Origin of the sequence: Amycolatopsis nivea (genome assembly GCF_004522235.1) — a bacterium.
In the GTDB taxonomy this organism is placed as follows: Bacteria; Actinomycetota; Actinomycetes; order Mycobacteriales; family Pseudonocardiaceae; genus Amycolatopsis; species Amycolatopsis nivea.
On the sequence record NZ_SDLT01000008.1, the window covers coordinates 110,075 to 128,845 of the forward strand.

The window sequence follows — 18,771 nt, forward strand, 5'->3', positions numbered from 1 at the left end:
CGGAGAGATGACCCCGCGCAGCGAATTCCATCCCCGCGACCGGTCCGAGGACGACGACGAGGAAACGCCGTTCCCCGCGCGCCGCAAACGCGAGCTGCCGGACTCGGACGAGCTGCCCGGCGAGGTGGCGAACGCGCCGGGGCCGGACCTGAGCCCTTCCCGGACCGACGAGGTGCCGCGGGTGCCGGGCACGGACGAAACGCCGTCGTGAGCGGCAATCGCGGTTCTCGCCGCGATTGCCGCTGACGAGTCAGCTCCGGTCGAACTGCCGCACCTTCGACGGGTCCCGGCGCGCCGGGGCCCGGCCGATCGGCTGGACTGGCGCGGGGCCCGGGTCGAGCTTCGGGATCGGCAGTTCCACCGGCTCGTCGGTCACGGTAAACCGCTCGCCGTGGTGGAGCAGGTCCAGCGGCGGGCCGTTGAGCACCCGGTACGTCGCCGCGCCGGGCCGGATCGACACCTGGAACCGCGTTTCCCGGAACGCGAGGCGGAAGGTGAGGCCGCCGAGTTCGTCCGGCAGCCGGGGCGCGAACGACAGCTGGCCGCCGTAGTCGCGGAAGCCGCCGAATCCGGCCACGGCGGCTTGCCAGGCGCCGGCCAGCGACGCCATGTGCAGGCCGTTGCGGACGTTGTTGTGCACGTCGTGCAGGTCGGTCAGCGCGGCTTCGGCGAGGTAGTCGTACGCCAGTTGCAGGTGCCCGACCTCGGCGGCGATGACGGCCTGCGTGCCCGCGGACAGCGAGGAGTCGCGGACCGTCCGTGCCTCGTAGTAGGCGAAGTCGCGGGCTTTTTCCTCCGGGCTGAACGAATCGCCGCAGAGGTGCAGGGCGAGCACGAGGTCGGCCTGCTTGACGACCTGCTTGCGGTAGAGGTCGAAATACGGGTAGTTCAGCAGCAGCGGGTAGAAATCCTCGTCGGTGGCGGCGAAATCCCACTCGTCGTGCTGCAGGAAGCCTTCCGACTGCGGGTGCACGCCGAGTTCCTGGTCGTACGGCAGCGCCATCGCGTCCGCCGCGGCGCGCCAGGAATCGATCTCCGGAGCGTCCACTTCGAACTGTTCGGCGACGTCCGGATGCCGCTGGCACACCTCAGCCGCGGCGAGCAGGTTCCGGCGCGCCATCAGGTTCGTGTAGACGTTGTTGTCCGCCACCGCGGAGTACTCGTCCGGTCCGGTGACGCCGTCGATGCGGAAGTGCCCGTGGTGGTCGAAATGCCCGAGGGACGCCCACAGCCGCGCGGTTTCCAGCAGCAGTTCCGCGCCGCAGGTGCGCTCGAAATGCTCGTCCTGGGTGGCGTTGACATAGCGCACGACGGCGTCGGCGATGTCCGCGCTGACGTGGAACGCGGCAGTGCCGGCGGGCCAGTACGCGGAACACTCGGCCCCGTTGATGGACCGCCACGGGAAAGCCGCGCCGCGCAACCCGAGCTGGGTCGCGCGTTCCTTGGCTTTGTCTATTGTGGAGTGTCGCCAGCCGAGCGCGTCGCGGGCGGCGTCCGGCATCGTGTACGTCAGCACCGGCAGTACAAAAGTCTCGCTGTCCCAGAACGCGTGCCCGTCGTATCCCGGTCCGGTGAGGCCTTTTCCGGCGATAGCGCGGGTTTCGCCGCGGGCGCCGGCCTGCAGCAGGTGGAAGAGCGCGAACCGGACGGCCTGCTGGAGTTCCGGGTCGCCGTCGATTTCGATGTCCGAAGTGGCCCAGAAATCGTCCAGGAACTGGCGTTGCTCGGCGGCGAGCCCCTTCCAGCCGGTCTGCCTCGCGCCCGCGAGCGCGGCTTCGACCTGCGCCCGCAGCGCCGGTGCGGAGCGTTGCGCGGACCAGCCGTAGGCGAGGAATTTGGTGACCCGCAGCCGTCCGCCCTTGGGCACGTCGACCGCGGCGGTGAGCCGGGCGAGGTCCTCCTCGGCGTGGATGCGCGTGCGCAGGCCGTCGTCCACCTCGATTTTGTGGTCCATCGCGGCGGCGACCCGCAGCCCGGACATCCGGGTCTGGTGCACCAGCACGGCCTGGTAGCCCGCGGCGTGGCTGAACTCGCCGACCAGCGGCGCGTCGAGCGCGGCGGCGACGCGCGGATCGTGCGTGTCGGACTCGACCGGCTCGTTGGCCAGCAGGTCGGACTGCACGACGAGCTGCAAGTCCTCGTCCAGCGGTTCGACCTCGTAGCGGATCGCGGCGACCGCGCGCTGGGTGAAGGAAACCAGCCGTTCGGTGGTCACCCGCACCCGCCTGCCGGTGGGCGAAGACCATTCGGTGACGCGCCGCAGCGTGCCGCGGCGGAAATCGAGCACACGGTCGTGCGCGGTCGCGATGCCGTAGCGCATGTCCAGCGGCTCGTCCTCGACCAGCAGCCGGATGATCTTGCCGTCGGTCACGTTGACGACGGTCTGGCCTTCTTCCGGATAGCCGTAACCGCCCTCGGCGTAAGGGAGTTCGTGCTGTTCGTAGAAGCCGTTGAGATAGGTGCCGGGCAGCCCGCGCGGTTCGCCTTCCTCAAGCGTGCCGCGCAGTCCGATGTGTCCGTTCGACACCGCGAAGGCGGATTCGGTGCGCTGCAACGCATCCACGTCGAGCCCGCGCCAGCGCAGCTCCCACGGAGCGCATTCGTAACCGGATTCCGTCACTTGTCCTCCAGCAGGTCGGCGAGGTCGTCCACCACGACGTCGGCGCCGTGCGCGCGCAAGGCGTCGGCCTGGTTTTCCCGGTTCACGCCCACGACGTAACCGAAACCGCCGGCTTTGCCTGCTTGGACGCCGGATTGTGCGTCCTCGAACACCGCGGCCTGCTTCGGGTCCACGCCGAGTTCCTTGGCCCCGGCGAGGAACGAGTCGGGTGCGGGCTTGCCTTTGAGGTGGTCGCGGCGGATGACCAGGCCGTCTACGCGGGCTTCCACGAAGCGGGACAGGTCTGCCGCGTCGAGGACTTTCGCGCCGTTCGCGGAGGAGGTCACTACGGCGATCCTGAGTCCGGCTTGCTTGGCGGCTTCGAGGTAGCGGACGGAACCCGGGTAGGGGTTTACGCCGCGTTCGTCGATGATTTTCAGGACCAGCTCGTTTTTGCGGTTGCCGATGCCGTTCACGGTCGGGGCGTCGACGGGGTCGTCGGGGGTGCCTTCGGGGAGGTCGATTCCGCGGGAGCGGAGGAATTCCCGGACGCCGTCGGCCCTCGGGCGGCCGTCTACGTAGGTGGCGTAGTCGGCGTCGGTGAATTCTTGGAAGTTCGCGGTGTCGCGGGTGCGGAGGTATTCGTCGAACGTCCGTTTCCACGCCTCGCGGTGGAGCACGGCCGTCCCGGTCAGTACGCCGTCCAGGTCGAAGAGGCAGGCGGTGATGGTGTCGGGCAGTCCGATCATGCCTGCAAGGTACCGGGCGTTCGGCGGGTGGGCTCGTCGCCTGGCGGCGACATCGGGCCAGTGGTTGCGTGGGGCACCCCGAAGCTTGATTGTGCTGACGGTTCGGGGGTGCTTGTCAAGGCGGGAAAGATGCCTTGACAAGCACCCCCGAACCGCAGGGAGGCTTCGTATCGGGGTGCGGGGGGAGGGCTGGGTGCCTCGCTCGTGGGTGCATCGGCTGCGGTTTGGGTGGGGGTTAGCGCCCCAATGTGGCATTGGGTGCGTGGGATGCACCCAATGTGGCGTTCGGTGCGTCTGACGCACCCAATGCCACATTGGGGGCGGGATCCCAGTGGCTGCGGCGGAACGCTAGGCGGCGCCTACTCGGCGGTCGAAGACCAGGCGTTCCGCTGCGCGTAAGCCGACGCTGATTGCGCCGGTTAGTACGCCGTCGTCGCCTAGTTCGCCTTGTACCACTGTGGTGGTCAGGGGGGTGAAGGCGCGGAGTGCTCGGTCGATGGGTTCCAGCAGGAGGTCTGCTGCCGTTCCTACGCCGCCGCCCAGGACGATGAGTTCTGGGTCGATTACTGCGGCTACCGAAGCGACTGTGTAGGCGAGGCGGTCTGCTTCCGCGGAGACTGCGCGTTGGGCCAGTTCGTCGCCTTCGCGGGCCAGGCGGAAGACTTCGCGGGCGGATCGTGCTGTGCCCAAGCCCAGTTCGCGTGCGCCGCGGACTACTGACTGTGCGGCGGTGGCTTCTTCCAAGTGTCCGCGCGCGGGTGGTTCGGCTGGTTCGTCGGCGACGCGGGTGCGGCCGTAGGGGAGGTAGCCGATTTCGCCTGCGGCGCCGGTGGCGCCCCGGAAGACTCGGCCGTCGACCATCAGGCCCATGCCTACGCCGGTGCCGATGGTGATGCAGCCGACCACCGATGCTCCGCGGGCGGCGCCGCTTTCCCATTCGCCGACCGCGGTGAGGTTCGCGTCGTTCTCCACCACCAGTTCCGGGCCCAGGACCTGCTCCAGGTCGTCGAGCAAGCCGGGGCGGCCCCAGCCGGGCAGGTTCGGGGCGTGCCGGAAGCAGCGTTTCACCGGGTCCGCGACGCCGGGGGAGCCCAGTACGCGGACCACGATGTCGTCGTTGGTCAGGCCCGCCTCGGCCACGATGTCGGCGGCCAGTTTGCCCAGTGCGGAGATCAGCGCGCTGCCGGAGCGGGCCGTGTTGCGCACGTCGCGCCGGGCGACCGTGGTGCGGCCCAGGTCGGCGACCGCGACCCGGATGTGCTCGCGGCCGATGTCCAGGCCCAGCACGTACCCCGCGGTCGGGTCCGCCTCGTAGAGCACCGCCGAACGGCCGGTGCCGGTGGACGTGTGCCCGGTCGCGCGGGCGAGCCCGGCGGCCTCCAGCGCCAGCAGCGCCTGGCTCACCGTGGGCTTCGACAGCCCGGTGTCCTTCGCCACCTGCGGCCGCGTCGCGGGCCCGCCGCGGCGCAGCAGGTCGAGCACCGCCCGCTGGTTGATCATGCGCATCCCGGCCGGGGTGCCGACCGGTGGTGTACCCGACCCTGCCACCTGCTGAGTTTCCTTCCCGTTCGGACTTCCGTCCTGCCACGGTAACCGGATTCGCCCCGCTTTGGCAGGAAAGTTTCTTTTCTTCCGGCTCGGGAGGGCAGGCGGGAGGTCTTGCCCGACGATACGGGCTCGGCGGGCAAGACCCGGGGACGGCACGCGGAGTGTGCCGTCCGCTGATCGAGGCGGATCAGGCGTCGGGCAGCCAGTTGCCGTGGAACCCGGCGGGCACGCGGCCGGGCAGGTGGACCGTCGCGACCGGATCCGCTTCGAGGTCCTGTGCGTCGAGCACGACCAGATCGCTGCGGTCGTTGGGGCTGTCGTAGACGTAGGCGAGCAGCCAGCCCGCGCCGTCCGGACGGTCGTCCGCCGGTACGAAAACCGCTTCGCCCGGGATGTGCCCTTCCGGGAACAGGTGCTCGCGCGACGCGTTCGTGCGCAGGTCGTACCGGCGCAGCACGAGCGGGCCTTCCGGGCTGTGCCATCCGGTGACGTGGCCGAAGCGGGCGTCGAGCCCGGCGAGCCGGTCGTCGATGCGGGGGAACTCGCCGTCGCGGTCGTCGAGCAGATCCTCGGTGACGGTGCCCGCGCGCGGGTCGATCGTCCACCGCCACAGCACGCCCTTCGGATTCGGGACGTCCGGCTTGGACAGGTGCTCATACCGCACGACGTGCACCACGATCCGGCCGTCGGCGGTGTCGTGCGCGTTGAGGGTGTGGAAGACGTAGCACGGGTCGATTTCGAACCAGCGCACGCCGTCCTCCGGCCGGTCGCGGCTGAGCAGGCCGAGCCGCGCGCCGTACGTGTCGCTCCAGCGGTACGGGATCCCGCCGTCGGTCGCGTGGTCGAACACCACCGGGAGGTCGAAGAACACCACGTGCCGCCGGGTGAGCGCGAAGTCGTGCATCATCGTCAGCCCGGGAACGTCGATCGGCTGCTGCACCACGAGTTCCCCGGCGGCGTCGGCGCGGTAGTAGCTCACGTGCGGGGCGGTGATGCTGCCGTAGCCGAAGAAATGCAGTTCGCCGGTTTCCGGGCAGATCTTGGGATGCGCGGTCATCGCGTCGGCGAGCTTGCCGCCGAAATCGTAGACGCCGACGGTGTCGAGATCCGTGGTGATTTCGTACGGCAGCGAGGATTCCACGAGCGCGAGCGTGCGTCCCGCGTGGTTGACGACGTGGGTGTTGGCGACGCTCCACCGGAGATTCCGGGTTCCGTCCGCGTTGTAGAGCGCCGGATCCGGGATATCGAAGCTTTCGGTGCGCACCCAGCGATTGCGATACCAAGCGGCGCGGCCGTTTTCCAGCCGCACGCCGTGCACCATTCCGTCGCCGGTGAACCAATGCGCGCTGTCCTGGCGCGGATTCGGCCCGTTGCGCAGATACCAGCCGCAGAGTTCCGGCGGCAGCGCACCGGTGACCGGCAGGTCGTAGGCGGTGAGTTCGTCGTGGACCGGGGCGTAGTGGCCCTTGAGGTGAAAATCGGTGGTGGTCATGGATTCACGCGGCTTTCTGGGCACGGGCCCGGACGATGCGCGGATAGCGGATGGTGAACGAGATCGGAATCGCGAAACCGAGCACCTTGATGACGACCAAGCCGACGGTGTCGTGCGGCGCGTAATGCAGCAGGACGGCTTCGGCGATTCCGGCGACCGTGAAGCTGGCCGCCCATACCGCGGTGATGACGACGTTCACCCGGCGGAACACCGGGGTCGCGGCGATTTCCGGCGGGACCATGGTTTTCGCGATTCCCAGGGTGAACGGCCGTTTCGCGGCGACCGACCCCCAGGCGGTCGCCGCGAGCCACAGATCGGTGAGCGCGCCGACGTAATCCCGGAGCGGCGAGGCCGGGTCGCTGAAGGACCAGATCGACAGCGCCGCGAAGAAAACGACCGCGGAGACCTCGATGACCAGCGTGTCCCAGCCCTTGCCGCGCCGGCGCTCGAGCAGGAGCAGTCCGCCCGCGAGCACCAGCCCGGTCAGCCCGGACCAGCGCCAGTCGGCCTGCGTCGACACGACCGCGAAGGCGATCCACGGAAGGAAACTCTTCAGGTAGTTCATCAGTGCCCCTCGCTCACGTTCCTGTGGTGACATGTCAAAGCTAGAACGTCCGGCGTGCACATGTCAATAGTGGAAGGTAGGGTGAGCGCATGACCTTGCGACACGCGGTGCTGGGGCTGCTCGCCACTGCCCCCGGCAGCGGCTACGACCTGCTGAAACGCTTCGAAACGGCGATGTCGAGCGTCTGGACGGCCACGCAGAGCCAGCTGTACGGGGAACTGGGCAAGCTCGAGAGCGCGGACCTGATCGAGGTCTCCGCGGAGGGCCCGCGCGGCCGCAAGGAGTACGCGATCACCGAGGCCGGTCGGTCGGAACTGCGCAAGTGGCTGCTGGAGGAGCGGCCGCCGGCGGCGCGGCGGAACGAGATGCTGCTGCGGGTGTACTTTCTGGGCGAGGTCACGCCGGAGGAGGCCCGCGGATTCCTGCGCAGGCACGGTGCGTTCGCCGAGGGACTGGTCGACGAACTGGCGGCGATCGACGCGTCGGTGGACTGGGACGACAGCGATCCGTCGCTGTACGGCCGCCTCGCGCTGGAGTGGGGCAAGCGCTACGCGGCGATGGAACGCGATTGGGCGGAGTGGGCGGCGGAGACGATCCGCGCGGCTCGCGGCTGATCATGACCGGCAGCGAGGCCCGCCACTGCGGCGACGACGCGGTTTTCGCGCGCGATCTTCGGGACGAGGGCGAACCGGAGGCCGAGTTCAACCCGGGCATCGCCGAACGGTTTCCGCGCAAGAACGCGGCCGCGGGAGCGCTCGTCCGCGACGAACGCGGTCGGATCCTGTTCGTCTGCCCGACCTACAAGCCCTTCCTGGAAATCCCGGGCGGCTTGGTCGAAGACGGCGAATCACCGTTGGCGGCGTGCCGTCGGGAGGTCCGCGAGGAACTCGGCATCGACGTGCCGGTGGGGCGGCTTCTCGTGGTCGATTGGCTGCCCGAGCACGGAGTCTGGCGCGACAGCCTGCAATTCGTCTTCGACGGCGGCGTGCTGAGCCGTGAGCAGATCGGTGCCATCCGCCTGGCAACGGACGAACTGAGCCGGTTCGAGTTCCTTGGCATCGAGGCCGCGCAAGCGCAGTTGCGGCCCTCGAAGGCACGGCGGATCGCGCTGGCGCACCAAGCGTTTCTGACCGGGGAGGCGGTCTACGGCGAGTTCGGCCGGAAGCTCGGGTAGTCCTCGCCTCCGGCCGTGCCGGGTCATCCGTCCGAAGACCGCTTCCAGATGTTGATGCCTTCTTCGGTGGCGTGCTGGTCGATCTCGGCCAGCTCCTCCGCGGTGAACGACAGGTTGTCCAGCGCGGCGACGTTGTCCTCCAGCTGCTTCACGCTGCTGGCCCCGATCACCAGCGACGTCATCCGCGGATCCCGCAGCGCCCACGCCAGCGCGAGCTGCGCCAGCGTCTGCCCGCGCCGCGACGCGATCTCGCCCAGCGCCCGGATCTTGGCGAGCTTCTCCTCGGTGATCGTGTCCGGGTTCAGCGATTTCCCTTGCGCCGCACGAGAATCCGAGGGCACCCCGGAAAGGTACTTGTCGGTCAGCAAGCCCTGTGCCAGCGGCGAGAACGCGATGCACCCGGCCCCGGCCTGCTCCAGCGTCCCGAGCAGATCGTCCGTCTCGGTCCACCGGTTGAACATCGAATACGACGGCTGGTGGATCAGCAGCGGCGTGCCCAGTTCGCGCAGCAACCGCGCGGCTTCCGCGGTCCGCGCGGAGTTGTAGGACGAGATCCCGACGTACAGCGCCTTGCCGGACCGGACCGCCCGGTCGAGCGCGCCGACGGTCTCCTCCAGCGGCGTCTCCGGGTCGAAGCGGTGCGAGTAGAAGATGTCGACGTAGTCCAGGCCCATCCGCCCGAGCGACTGGTCGAGGCTGGCCAGCAGGTACTTCCGCGAACCCCATTCGCCGTACGGGCCGGGCCACATGTCGTAGCCGGCCTTGGTGGAGACGACCAGCTCGTCGCGGTACGGCTTCAGGTCGCTCGCCAGCAGCCGGCCGAAGTTCTCCTCGGCGCTGCCGTAGGGCGGGCCGTAGTTGTTGGCCAGGTCGAAATGCGTGATGCCGAGGTCGAAGGCGCGCCGGACGATGTCGCGCTGAACGGTGAGCGGGCGGTCGTTCCCGAAGTTGTGCCACAGCCCCAGCGAGATCGCGGGCAGCTTCAGGCCGCTGCGCCCGCAGCGGCGGTAGGGCATCGAGTCGTAACGGGCGTCAGCGGCAGCGTAAGTCACGCCGCGATGCTAGCCCGCGGCCCGCCGCCGGAGCCCGCACACTGCCGGTGACCTCCTGATCGGTGGCAAAAGGCGGTTTTGCGCGCGACATCCCATTTGGCTCCGTACTATGCGGGCTGTGGCGCCCGTCACGGCCGGGCAGCCCGACGGCGAACGAGGGAGGAACGCATGGCCGGTTACAAGGTCATCACCGGCGCCTTGCGCACCGAAGCGAAGAAGTGGGATCCGCACGCGGAGAAGATCGCCGGCGTGCACACGGCGGTTTCCGGCATGACGCTCGACATCTCGGCGTTCTGGATCGGCGACGGCGTGAACTTCCTCCTCACCGCCGGGGTCGCCGCGATCGACAAATCCGCCTACGACAAGCTCCAGCAGTTCATGGAGCAGAAACTCTCCACGGCGGGCGCGGACATGGGCCACATCGGCGACGTGCTGGTCAAGGCGGCCAACACCTACGACCAGAACGAAGAAATCGTCGAACTCGACCTCAAGGACTGGTCGAAGAAGATCCCGGAGGGCGGCTCGTGAGCGAGGACGCGGAAAGCACCACCGCCGAGTTCAAGAAATTGATCGACCAGCTGGTCCAGTGGGTCAACGACATGGTCAACGGGTTCCGGGAGTTCGTCGGCAAATGGGCGGACTCCGCGTGGCGGTACGTCCTGGGCCCGGCGGTCATCGCCTTCGACCGGGGAATGAAGGCGCTCAGCGAGAAGCTGACGAAGATCGTCGAGGACATCAAGAAGATCCTGGAGCATTCGACCCCGATCGTCTCGATCATCGTCCAGGGGTTCTCCTGGCTGGAGGACGCCCAGCGTCCCGCGTCCCAGCTCCAGGGCGTCGTCAAGGAACACCCGGACGCGAACTTCGGGTACTGGGAAGGCGCGGCCCGGAACGCGTACAACGACGCCGTCGACCTGCAGCACGCCGCGCTGGGCGCGATCAAGACCAAAGCGGACAACATCAGCAGCTGGCTGCTCGACATCGCCAAGGCGAACATCATGTTCGTGAAGGAACTCGGCGACGCCTTCGCCGCCATCGCGGGGGAGTTCGTCGCCGTTCTGGTCGAGGCCGGGACGATCGTCGGCGCGCTGGAAGCCATCGGGGAAGCGGGCAAACTCGTCGAGAAGCTCGTCACCACCGCGGGGCAACGGCTCACCAAGGTGGTCGAGATGTACAGCGAGGCGGTCGGGCGCACGCGCGACGCCACCAGCATCCAGTACGACGCCGCGGAATTCCCGCACGACAAATGGCCGAGCCTCGCCGGCTAGCCGCACGGAGGAGCGACAATGACCGATCCGGTCGCCTCGGCGAACACGCTCGACGCGGGGCTGGAAGCACTTCGGGACATCAGCGCACGGCTCGATCGGGCCCCGGAGCCGCAGGCACTGCCGACCGTCGCCGAACCCGTGCTGGTCGGCACCGGGCACGCCCGCGGTTTCCGCGCGTCCGACCGGACCGGCGTCGTCACGATCACGCTGGACGAGGACCTCAAGCTGGTCGAGGCGACGGTCCTGGACCACTGGAAAGACCGGGTCGAGCCGGCTTTCCTCGGCGAAGCGCTGACGGAGGCGTACCTGTCCGCGCTGGACGCGGCGGTGCAGGCCAGATCCGAACGCCTGGCTTCGGAACCGCCGCCTGCCGCGGCTCCGGGCGACGCGGACGGTCCCGTGGTGGTCCCGACGCTCGACGAAGTGGTCGCGGCAGCCAGGGCCAGCCGGGAGCGCAACGAGAACGAACGGCTCCGGCAGCAGCGGGAACGCGCTTCGGCGGCGGAGCCCGAAGCGCCGCGCGAGGTGCGCGGAAGCTTCGGCTACCTGACCCTGCGCGTCCAGGGCGGCGCGATGATCTCGGCGACCCCGAACGTCAGTGCGCTGGACAACGCCGGCACGGCCAACATCCAGGAGGACATCGAAGCCGCGTTCGGCAACGCGGGACTGAAATCGCCGCACGCCGTCTCGGAATCGGGCAGTGTCCGCCCGGACCGGTCGGTCGGCCGCGAGTTCGACGACGAAGAGGACGCGTGGCAGGGGTTCCATGGCAATGATTAAGCGGCTCGTGCCCGTGCTGGCGGTCGCCGTCTCGGTGGCGGGATGCGGCGGTGCCGGCCCAGCGGAGACGTTCGCGAAAACGAACGCCTGCGAGTTGCTGGCGACCGCCGCGCGGGGCACGCCGATCGACCCGCAGCACAGCGAGTACAAGCTGGCGGACTCCGGGGCGTCGGGAGGCGTCGGCGGCTGCCGCACCGAGTGGAACCCGCCGTCGGGCAAGCTGACCGGCGGCGACCTGGCCGCGACGCTGGAGCTGGGCGAGGCGGAGGACTGGAGCGGGCACAGCGAATCGAGCACCCAGAGCGGGCACGAAGTCCGGAAGGACACCACGAAAGCCGGCGGCGGCTGCCGTTACCAGGTCCAGATCCCGGGCACGGACTCGGCGGTGCGCATCTGGTACCTCGACCGGTCCGTGAGCAACGAAGGGTCCTGCCCGGTCGCGAAACGGCTGGTGGACCAGGTCATTCCGAGCCTGCCGTGAACCGGCTCCGGCATACGTCGGAGGAATCTCGGGATTTCCGTGTGTCTTCTAGGTGGTGAGCGCGCTTAGATCCGATGTCTGGTCGGCAGGAAGCCGTTGGCGTCCGCCGCCCAGTACAGTGCGGGTGAGCGATCGCTTAGGAGGCCACGTGGGCACCGGGTTTTTCTCGTCCGTCGACGACGTGTCGGCGCAGCTGGCCGAGGCCGGGTACCTCGCGTCGACCGCGGTCGCGACCACGGTGTTCCTCGCCGACCGGCTGGGGAAGCCGCTGCTGGTCGAGGGCCCGGCCGGGGTCGGCAAGACCGCGCTGGCGACGGCGGTCGCCGAGGTCACCGGCTCGCGGCTGGTGCGGTTGCAGTGCTACGAGGGCATCGACGAGGCCCGCGCGCTGTACGAGTGGAACCACGCGAAGCAGCTGCTGCGGATCACCGCGGGCCGCGACGAGACGTGGGACGAGGCGCGCACCGACATCTTCGGCGAGGAATTCCTGCTGCGCCGCCCGCTGCTCACCGCGATCTCCGGCACCGAGCCGACCGTGCTGCTGATCGACGAAACGGACAAGGCCGACGTCGAGATCGAGGGCCTGCTGCTGGAGGTGCTCGGCGATTTCCAGGTGACCGTGCCCGAACTCGGCACGATCACCGCGACGCAGCAGCCGTTCGTGGTGCTGACGTCGAACGCGACGCGCGAGCTGTCCGAGGCGCTGCGGCGGCGGTGCCTGTTCCTGCACATCGATTTCCCGGACGAGGACCTGGAACGCGAGATCGTCCGGCTCAAGGTGCCCGGCATCGAGGCCGCGCTGGCGGATTCGGTGGTGCGGGTGATCGCCGCGCTGCGGGCGATGGACCTGCGGAAACTGCCGTCGGTGGCGGAGACCGTCGACTGGGCGCGCACGCTGCTGGAGCTCGGCGCGGGCGCGCTCGACGAACGGGTGGTGCGCGAAAGCCTCGGCGTCGTGCTGAAGCACCAGGACGACATCGCGAAGGCCGGGGCCGGGCTGCGTCTCGACCAGGTGCTGGACGCGTCGTGACCGCCGCGCCGGGCCTGACCGGACGGCTCGCCGAGTTCGTGCGGGCCTTGCGGGCGCAAGGCATCCCGGCCGGTCCGGGGGAGACGGCCGACGCGGCGGCCGCGCTGGAGGTGCTCGGCCTGGACGACCGCGAACTGGTCCGCGAAGGGCTCGCCGCCGCGCTGGTCCGCCGGGGCGGGCAGCGCACCGTGTTCGACGCCGCGTTCGACCTGTACTTCCCGGCCGGTGTCGGCGCCCCGGAGCTGGCGCGCGAAAACCCGCCGCGGGACCGGGAAGAGCTGCGGGAAGCACTCGCCGCCGCCTTGGCCGAAGGCGACGACCAGGCGCTGGACCAGCTCGCCGGACTCGCTGTGGACCTGCTGGGCCAGTACGGCGTGGGAACCGGCCCCGGCGGCGGGTATTCGGCGCACCAGACGCTGGACCGCCTGCAACCGCAGACGCTCATCGCCCAAGTGCTGGCTGCGATGCGTGCCGCGGGCGCCCCGGACGAGTTCACCGACCGGCTCACCCGCGACGAAATCCGCCGCCGCGTCGAAGGTTTCCGCGGCCGGGTGCGCACCGAAGCCCGCCGCCGGGCCGCCGAAGTCCGGGGCCGCGAACGGATCGCCAAGCACGCGATCGCGCCCGCCGCCGACCGCGTCGACTTTCTCCTGGCCAGCCGCACGCAATTGGCCGAACTGCGGCGCACGATCCAGCCGCTGTCCCGAAAACTCGCCACCAGGCTTGCCGCGCGCCGCAAACGCACCACACGCGGCCAGATCGACTTGCGCCGAACGCTGCGTCGTTCACTCTCCACTGGCGGCGTGCCCTTGCGTCCAGCCTACCGGCACCGGCGTCCCGGCCGCCCGGAAATCATCCTCCTGTGCGACCTTTCCGGTTCGGTGGCGGGTTTCGCGAACTTCACGATGCTGCTGGTGCAGGCTTTGCGGGACCAGTTCAGCAAAATCCGCGTCTTCGGCTTCGTCGACAGCACCGACGAGGTAACGCATCTCGTGGACACCGGCGCCGCCGATCCCGAACAGCTGGGTGCGCGGATGCTCAGCGAAGCCGCAGTCGTCCGCTGGGACGGCCACAGCGATTACGGCCGCGCACTAGGACAATTCACTTCGCACTGGCTCGACGCCGTCGGCCCGCGAACGTCGGTCCTCATCCTGGGCGACGCCCGGACGAACGGCGGCGACCCGAATCTCGAGGCCGTCCGCGCGATCCGCTCGCGTGCGCGGCATGTCCACTGGCTGAACCCCGAACGCCGATCCCTGTGGGGGACCGGCGATTCGGCCGCGCCGGACTACGCGGACCTGGTGGAGATGCACGAATGCCGGAACGCGCAGCAGCTGGGCGTGCTCGTCACGCGCCTTCTGCCGACCTGAGCCAGCCGTCAATCTCCTTGCGCAGCAACGCTTTGGTCTCCTCCGGTGCGAACGATGCCTCGACCGCGTTACGGGCCAGCTGCGCCAAGGTCGCGTCGTCGTACCCGAAAACTTCCCTCGCCCGAGTGAATTCGTCGGTGATGGTGGTGCCCGTGACGTCCGGGACATCCGTGTTGAGCGTGACCCGCAGCCCTGCCTCGATCAACCGGGGGAGCGGGTGCCGCGGAAGCGTCGGCACCAAGCCGAGCGTGACGTTCGACGACGGACACACTTCGAGCGCGATCCCGCTTTCCGCTACCTGGGCGGTCAGCTCGGGATCCTCGACAATGCGGATCCCGTGGCCGATACGTTCCGCGCCACCGATTTCAATCGCCTCACGGATGCTTTCCGGCCCGGCGTCCTCGCCCGCGTGGTGAACGAGGTGCACTCCCGCCTCCCGCGCCCGGACGAACACCTCCCGGAACGGAGCGAGCGCATGCCTTTCCTCGCCCGCCATCCCGATCGCGACGACCTCTTCATACTGCTTGGCGAGTTCCAAGGTCTTCATCGCCCGCTCGACCGACCTGCGCCGCGAGTGATCGAGGATCAACCGCCATTGCAGCCCATGCTCTTTTCCGCCCTCCGTCAGTCCTTTGCGGACCGCGTCGAGCGGCAGTTCAAGATCCCCGAGCCGTTCCCCGTGCGAGGCAGCGGTGAACGTAACCTCGACGTACCGAGTCCCGTGCGCGGCTTCGTCCGCACAGAACTCGCGCGCGATCCGCTCGAAGTCCTCCGCCGCGCGCAAACACGACCGAGTGAGACTGTTGCGATCGGCAAACGCCCGAAACCCGTTGAACGCGGCCGGTTTATCCGGCACCTCGACTCCGTGGACAGCCGCGAGCTCCTTGAGCGTGCCCGGGCGGACAGTGCTCTCGAGGTGGACGTGGAGATGCACCTTGGGAAGGGCCGAAAGATCGCGCACGCGTCGGATGATGCCTGCCTTCGGCACCTCCTGTCACTCAAGTTTGCCCGGGGGAACTCGCGGTGGCGTGGCGGCGTTGAGAAGGTGACGGATGTTTCCGCAGGGGAAGGCTGTGCGCGATGGCTTTGATGAAGAAACTCACCATGCTGGCCGGTGCCGCGGGCGCGGTGTCGTATGTGCGGAACAACCCGCAGAAGGTCAACGAGGCCGTGGGCAAGGCGGCGCGCTTCGTGGATGAGAAGACCAATGGGCGGTATCACTCGCAGATCGCCGGGGCGGTGCGGAAGGTCTCGGACACCACGCGTCCTCGGACGGCTGAGTGACGCTGCTGGCTGGGACCCGGGTTCGCGCACCTTCCGCAGGGCCGTGCCGGGTCGCGTGAAGATCAATCGACTCGGTAGGCGGCGGCTCCGTTGTGCAGGAAGCGCGCGCGGCCGCGCGCGTCGGAGCCGATCAGTGACCAGACCTGGTGGCCGTCGAACTTCGGTTCGGCGGTGATGACCGCGTGGTCGTCGAGGCGGACCACCTCGACGCGCCGCGCTGGCTTGCCGTGCCGCGATTCGGCGGTCTCCTTGCGGGGACGGTAAGTGAGGAACGCTCGATCGTTGTCGACGGTCAGAGTGATGTCGTCCGAGGTGGTGCGGTATGTGCCGCACATCAGGTCCGCGTCGAGGGGAACGGGTTCCGCGGGCGGTACGGGAAGCGGTGCCGTCTCGACGCCGGCGAGGTCCCGGAGCACCGTGCTGAAGAGTTCGTGGGCCAGAGGTTCGGCGCCCGCGCTGTTGGTCAGGACGGCCATCGCCACCCCGGCCGAGGGGACGACGCGCAGGAAAGCCTTCTGGCCTTTGGAGACGCCGGTGTGGCCGACGACGCCGTCGCGGTAGAGCATCCAGCCGAGCCCCCAGCCGAGGACGCCGCCGCCGAAGTCGGGGACGGATTCGAGCTGGGGTTCGCGCAGTCCCGCGAGCGTGTGGTCGGCGAGGTGCAGGCGAACGAACTCCAGCAGATCGCGGGCACTGATCGCGAGGTGCGAGCCGCTGGGCGTGGAGAAATAGCGGACTGCCCAGCTCTTCGTCGGCGCGAGTCTTCCTTCGGTCTCGACGTGGCCGACCGCGGTGCGGTGCAGGATCGCTTCGTAAGTGTCGGAGGCGAGGGTGGAAAGTCCCAGCGGCGTCGCTAATCGATCCCGGAGCACGTCGTGGAAGGTCCTGCCGCGCAAGACTTCGACCAGCCTGCCGAGCACGGCGTATCCGCTGTTGGAGTAGGAGAAAACGCGGCCCGGGGGAAAGAGATGAGCCGCGTCGGCGAGGGCAGCGACGAACTTCTCGATCGCGTCGTCGTTGCGTCCGGTGTCGACGAGGTGGTTGCTGTCGACCCCGCCGGTATGGGTGAGCAGGTGGCGGGCGGTCAGGGTTTCAGTGGCCGCCGGGTCGCTCAGCCGGAACCCGGGCAGGTAGGCGTGAAGAGGGCGGTCGAGGTCGAGCAGATCGTCGTTCACCAGCTGCTGGACCAGGGTGGCGGTCCAGATCTTGGTGATCGAACCGATCTTGAACACCGAGTCGGTCGTGGCCTCGACTCGCGTGCGGAGGCTCAGCACGCCCGCGGCCTCGTCCCGGATCTCGCCGTCGGCCAGCACCGCGACCTGCGCGCCCGGTACGTCGTGCTTCGCGATCAGCTCGCTCAAACCCCACGCCATCCCCGCAATGTACTGCCCGGAACGCTTGGTACGAGCACGAACCAAGCCTTCCGGGCAGCGGCATCGCCAGGCGGAACGTTCTGAAGCTGCTTAGCAGGGACGACCGTCGAGGGGACGCCGCCTGTTCTTCCGGCCAGCCTCACTCCTCGGCCAGCACCGCCAGCACACCCTCCCCGTACTTGGCCAGCTTGCTCTCGCCGACCCCGCTCACCGTGCCCAGTTTGTCGAGCGTCGTCGGCATCATCGCGGCGATCTGGCGCAGCGTCGCATCGTGGAAGATCACGTACGCCGGGACGCCCTGTTCCTTCGCCGTCGCCCCGCGCCAGGCACGCAGGCGCTCGAACACCGGTTCCGCCTCTGGGGGCATGTCGATCGGAGCGGCTGGCGTGCGGCGGGACGTGCGCGGGGCGCGCGCCGGGCGTTCCGGTTCGCGGCGCAGTTGCACTTCCTGGGAACCGTTCAGCACCGCGGTCGAACCTTCGGTCAGCACCAGCGATCCGTAATCGCCCTCGACCGCGAGCAGGTTGCGCGCCAGCAGCTGCCGCACCACCGCGCGCCATTCCGGTTCGCGCAGTTCGGTGCCGATGCCGAAGACCTTCAGCGTGTCGTGCTGGAACTGGGTGACCTTCGGCGTCGTCTTGCCCAGCAGGATGTCGATGATCTGGCCGGCGCCGAAACTCTGCCGCCGCTCGTTGCGCAGACGGACCACTGTGGACAGTAGTTTTTGCGCGGGAATGGTGCCGTCCCAGCGTTCCGGCGGGGCCAGGCAGGTGTCGCAGTTCCCGCACGGCTGGCCGGACTGCCCGAAGTACGCGAGGATCTGCGTGCGCCGGCATTCGACCGTCTCGCACAGCGCCAGCATCGCGTTCAGATGCCGGGCTTGCAGGCGGCGATGCATCTCGTCGCCCTCGGACTTGTCGATCATTTTGCGCAGCTGCATCACGTCTTGCAGCCCGTACGCGAGCCAGGCGGTCGACGGCTGCCCGTCGCGGCCCGCGCGGCCGGTTTCCTGGTAATAGCCTTCCACGGACTTCGGCAGATCCAGGTGGGCGACGAACCGGACGTCCGGTTTGTCGATGCCCATGCCGAACGCGATCGTGGCGACCACGACGAGCCCGTCCTCGCGCAGGAACCTCGCCTGGTTCGCCGCGCGGGTCGACTTGTCGAGCCCGGCGTGGTACGGCACTGCCCGGATTCCGTTCTGCACCAGGAAATCCGCCGTCTTCTCCACCGACGCGCGCGACAGGCAGTAGACGATCCCGGCGTCGCCCTGGTGCTCGGTGCGCAGGAGGTCGAGCAGCTGCTTCTGCGGCGAGTTCTTCGGGACGATCCGGTACTGGATGTTCGGCCGGTCGAAGCTCGCGACGAAATGCTTCGCGCCGTCCAGGCCGAGCCGCTGCGAGATTTCCTTGTGCGTGGCCTCGGTCGCGGTGGCGGTGAGCGCGATCCGGGGCACGTCCGGCCAGCGTTCGTGCAGCGACGACAGCATCAGGTAGTCGGGGCGGAAATCGTGGCCCCACTGGGAGACGCAGTGCGCTTCGTCGATCGCGAACAGGGCGATTTTACCGCGGTCGAGCAGCCGCACGGTGGATTCGACCGACAGTCGTTCGGGCGCGAGGTAGAGCAGGTCTAGTTCGCCCGCGACGAACGCCTCCTCCACCTCCTGCCGCTGCGCGAAATCCTGGGTGGAGTTGAGGAATCCGGCGCGCACGCCGACGTTGCGCAGCGCGTCGACCTGGTCCTGCATCAGCGCGATGAGCGGCGAGATCACCACACCGACGCCGGGGCGCACCAGCGACGGGATCTGGTAGCACAGCGATTTCCCGCCGCCGGTGGGCATGAGCACCAGCGCGTCGCCGCCGGAGATCACGTGCTCGACGATCTCCGCCTGGTCGCCGCGGAACGCGTCGTAGCCGAAGACGCGCTGCAAGGTCTCGAGAGCGGGGGAACGGGTGGCCTGCTCGGCCAGATCGGGGTGCGCCACGCGGCCGATTCTAGGGCGGCGA

General features: G+C 68.9%; 19 protein-coding genes. 10 read left to right on the forward strand and 9 right to left on the reverse strand.

Annotation, left to right across the window (positions count from 1 at the left end; all coding sequences use genetic code 11):
- Positions 1-7: 7 nt before the first annotated feature.
- Positions 8-211, forward strand: a complete 204-nt coding sequence (locus EIZ44_RS12050; RefSeq protein WP_134728593.1) for a hypothetical protein — start codon at positions 8-10, stop codon at positions 209-211.
- Positions 212-250: 39 nt separating this feature from the next.
- On the opposite strand, the gene EIZ44_RS12055 is transcribed toward EIZ44_RS12050, so the two are convergent.
- From EIZ44_RS12055 to EIZ44_RS12075, 5 genes are all read right to left on the reverse strand, one after another.
- On the reverse strand, positions 251-2,620 hold the full coding sequence (locus EIZ44_RS12055) for a glycoside hydrolase family 65 protein (RefSeq protein ID WP_134728594.1): 2,370 nt from the start codon (positions 2,618-2,620) through the stop codon (positions 251-253).
- The gene (locus EIZ44_RS12060) at positions 2,617-3,348 is read right to left on the reverse strand and encodes an HAD family hydrolase (RefSeq protein ID WP_134728595.1); all 732 of its coding nucleotides are present in this window, start codon (positions 3,346-3,348) and stop codon (positions 2,617-2,619) included. Before EIZ44_RS12060 ends, EIZ44_RS12055 begins: the two co-directional genes overlap by 4 nt.
- 348 nt (positions 3,349-3,696) lie before the next feature.
- Positions 3,697-4,854 carry an ROK family transcriptional regulator gene (locus tag EIZ44_RS12065; RefSeq protein WP_199817639.1) on the reverse strand — a complete coding sequence of 386 codons (1,158 nt, stop codon included), beginning with the start codon at positions 4,852-4,854 and terminating at the stop codon, positions 3,697-3,699.
- A gap of 229 nt (positions 4,855-5,083) precedes the next feature.
- Entirely contained in the window at positions 5,084-6,388 is a 1,305-nt protein-coding gene (locus EIZ44_RS12070; protein ID WP_134728596.1) for a carotenoid oxygenase family protein, read from the reverse strand.
- A 4-nt stretch (positions 6,389-6,392) separates the two neighbouring features.
- The gene (locus EIZ44_RS12075; protein WP_134728597.1) at positions 6,393-6,953 is read right to left on the reverse strand and encodes a hypothetical protein; all 561 of its coding nucleotides are present in this window, start codon (positions 6,951-6,953) and stop codon (positions 6,393-6,395) included.
- 89 nt (positions 6,954-7,042) lie between these two features.
- On the opposite strand from EIZ44_RS12075, the gene EIZ44_RS12080 reads away from it, so the two are divergent.
- Positions 7,043-7,567, forward strand: a complete 525-nt coding sequence (locus EIZ44_RS12080; RefSeq protein WP_134728598.1) for a PadR family transcriptional regulator — start codon at positions 7,043-7,045, stop codon at positions 7,565-7,567.
- Positions 7,531-8,127 carry an NUDIX domain-containing protein gene (locus tag EIZ44_RS12085; RefSeq protein ID WP_240691280.1) on the forward strand — a complete coding sequence of 199 codons (597 nt, stop codon included), beginning with the start codon at positions 7,531-7,533 and terminating at the stop codon, positions 8,125-8,127. The genes EIZ44_RS12080 and EIZ44_RS12085 overlap by 37 nt, the downstream gene beginning before the upstream one ends.
- 23 nt (positions 8,128-8,150) lie before the next feature.
- On the opposite strand, the gene mgrA is transcribed toward EIZ44_RS12085, so the two are convergent.
- Positions 8,151-9,179 (reverse strand): L-glyceraldehyde 3-phosphate reductase, encoded by a 1,029-nt coding sequence (gene mgrA, locus EIZ44_RS12090; RefSeq protein ID WP_134728599.1) that lies wholly within the window; start codon positions 9,177-9,179, stop codon positions 8,151-8,153.
- A gap of 168 nt (positions 9,180-9,347) precedes the next feature.
- Here mgrA and EIZ44_RS12095 point away from each other — a divergent pair, with 168 nt between their 5' ends.
- The 6 genes from EIZ44_RS12095 (at position 9,348) to EIZ44_RS12120 (ending at position 14,108) form a co-directional block, all read left to right on the forward strand.
- On the forward strand, positions 9,348-9,707 hold the full coding sequence (locus EIZ44_RS12095; RefSeq protein ID WP_051172698.1) for a WXG100 family type VII secretion target: 360 nt from the start codon (positions 9,348-9,350) through the stop codon (positions 9,705-9,707).
- Entirely contained in the window at positions 9,704-10,447 is a 744-nt protein-coding gene (locus EIZ44_RS12100; RefSeq protein ID WP_037812380.1) for a hypothetical protein, read from the forward strand. The genes EIZ44_RS12095 and EIZ44_RS12100 overlap by 4 nt, the downstream gene beginning before the upstream one ends.
- An 18-nt stretch (positions 10,448-10,465) precedes the next feature.
- Complete coding sequence (locus EIZ44_RS12105; RefSeq protein ID WP_134728600.1) at positions 10,466-11,227, forward strand: hypothetical protein; 762 nt, start codon at positions 10,466-10,468, stop codon at positions 11,225-11,227.
- A complete protein-coding gene (locus tag EIZ44_RS12110; RefSeq protein WP_167754097.1) occupies positions 11,214-11,708 on the forward strand; it encodes a hypothetical protein in 495 nt (164 codons plus the stop codon). Before EIZ44_RS12105 ends, EIZ44_RS12110 begins: the two co-directional genes overlap by 14 nt.
- Before the next feature lie 148 nt (positions 11,709-11,856).
- Positions 11,857-12,738: an AAA family ATPase gene (locus tag EIZ44_RS12115; protein ID WP_009080300.1), complete on the forward strand. Its 882-nt coding sequence runs from the start codon at positions 11,857-11,859 to the stop codon at positions 12,736-12,738.
- On the forward strand, positions 12,735-14,108 hold the full coding sequence (locus EIZ44_RS12120) for a vWA domain-containing protein (RefSeq protein ID WP_037812376.1): 1,374 nt from the start codon (positions 12,735-12,737) through the stop codon (positions 14,106-14,108). Before EIZ44_RS12115 ends, EIZ44_RS12120 begins: the two co-directional genes overlap by 4 nt.
- Here the strand turns inward: EIZ44_RS12120 and add are convergent.
- Positions 14,086-15,069, reverse strand: coding sequence for an adenosine deaminase (add, locus tag EIZ44_RS12125; protein ID WP_134728602.1), 984 nt, complete (start codon positions 15,067-15,069; stop codon positions 14,086-14,088). The genes EIZ44_RS12120 and add overlap by 23 nt on opposite strands.
- A gap of 119 nt (positions 15,070-15,188) precedes the next feature.
- Between add and EIZ44_RS12130 the strand changes: the two genes are divergently transcribed.
- Positions 15,189-15,392, forward strand: coding sequence for an antitoxin (locus tag EIZ44_RS12130; RefSeq protein WP_037812373.1), 204 nt, complete (start codon positions 15,189-15,191; stop codon positions 15,390-15,392).
- Positions 15,393-15,454: 62 nt separating this feature from the next.
- Here EIZ44_RS12130 and EIZ44_RS12135 read toward each other — a convergent pair whose 3' ends face one another.
- Positions 15,455-16,765 (reverse strand): serine hydrolase domain-containing protein, encoded by a 1,311-nt coding sequence (locus tag EIZ44_RS12135; protein WP_134670133.1) that lies wholly within the window; start codon positions 16,763-16,765, stop codon positions 15,455-15,457.
- Positions 16,766-16,904: 139 nt separating this feature from the next.
- Positions 16,905-18,749: a DNA helicase RecQ gene (recQ, locus tag EIZ44_RS12140; RefSeq protein WP_037812369.1), complete on the reverse strand. Its 1,845-nt coding sequence runs from the start codon at positions 18,747-18,749 to the stop codon at positions 16,905-16,907.
- Positions 18,750-18,771 lie beyond the last annotated feature (22 nt).

Coding starts and splice junctions, on each gene's coding strand:
- EIZ44_RS12050 (WP_134728593.1), top strand. CDS start 8: ATGACCCCGCGCAGCGAATTCCATCCCCGCGACCGGTCCGAGGACGAC.
- EIZ44_RS12060 (WP_134728595.1), bottom strand. CDS start 3,348: ATGATCGGACTGCCCGACACCATCACCGCCTGCCTCTTCGACCTGGAC.
- EIZ44_RS12065 (WP_199817639.1), bottom strand. CDS start 4,854: ATGCGCATGATCAACCAGCGGGCGGTGCTCGACCTGCTGCGCCGCGGC.
- EIZ44_RS12070 (WP_134728596.1), bottom strand. CDS start 6,388: ATGACCACCACCGATTTTCACCTCAAGGGCCACTACGCCCCGGTCCAC.
- EIZ44_RS12075 (WP_134728597.1), bottom strand. CDS start 6,953: ATGAACTACCTGAAGAGTTTCCTTCCGTGGATCGCCTTCGCGGTCGTG.
- EIZ44_RS12080 (WP_134728598.1), top strand. CDS start 7,043: ATGACCTTGCGACACGCGGTGCTGGGGCTGCTCGCCACTGCCCCCGGC.
- EIZ44_RS12095 (WP_051172698.1), top strand. CDS start 9,348: ATGGCCGGTTACAAGGTCATCACCGGCGCCTTGCGCACCGAAGCGAAG.
- EIZ44_RS12105 (WP_134728600.1), top strand. CDS start 10,466: ATGACCGATCCGGTCGCCTCGGCGAACACGCTCGACGCGGGGCTGGAA.
- EIZ44_RS12110 (WP_167754097.1), top strand. CDS start 11,214: ATGGCAATGATTAAGCGGCTCGTGCCCGTGCTGGCGGTCGCCGTCTCG.
- EIZ44_RS12130 (WP_037812373.1), top strand. CDS start 15,189: ATGGCTTTGATGAAGAAACTCACCATGCTGGCCGGTGCCGCGGGCGCG.
- EIZ44_RS12135 (WP_134670133.1), bottom strand. CDS start 16,765: ATGGCGTGGGGTTTGAGCGAGCTGATCGCGAAGCACGACGTACCGGGC.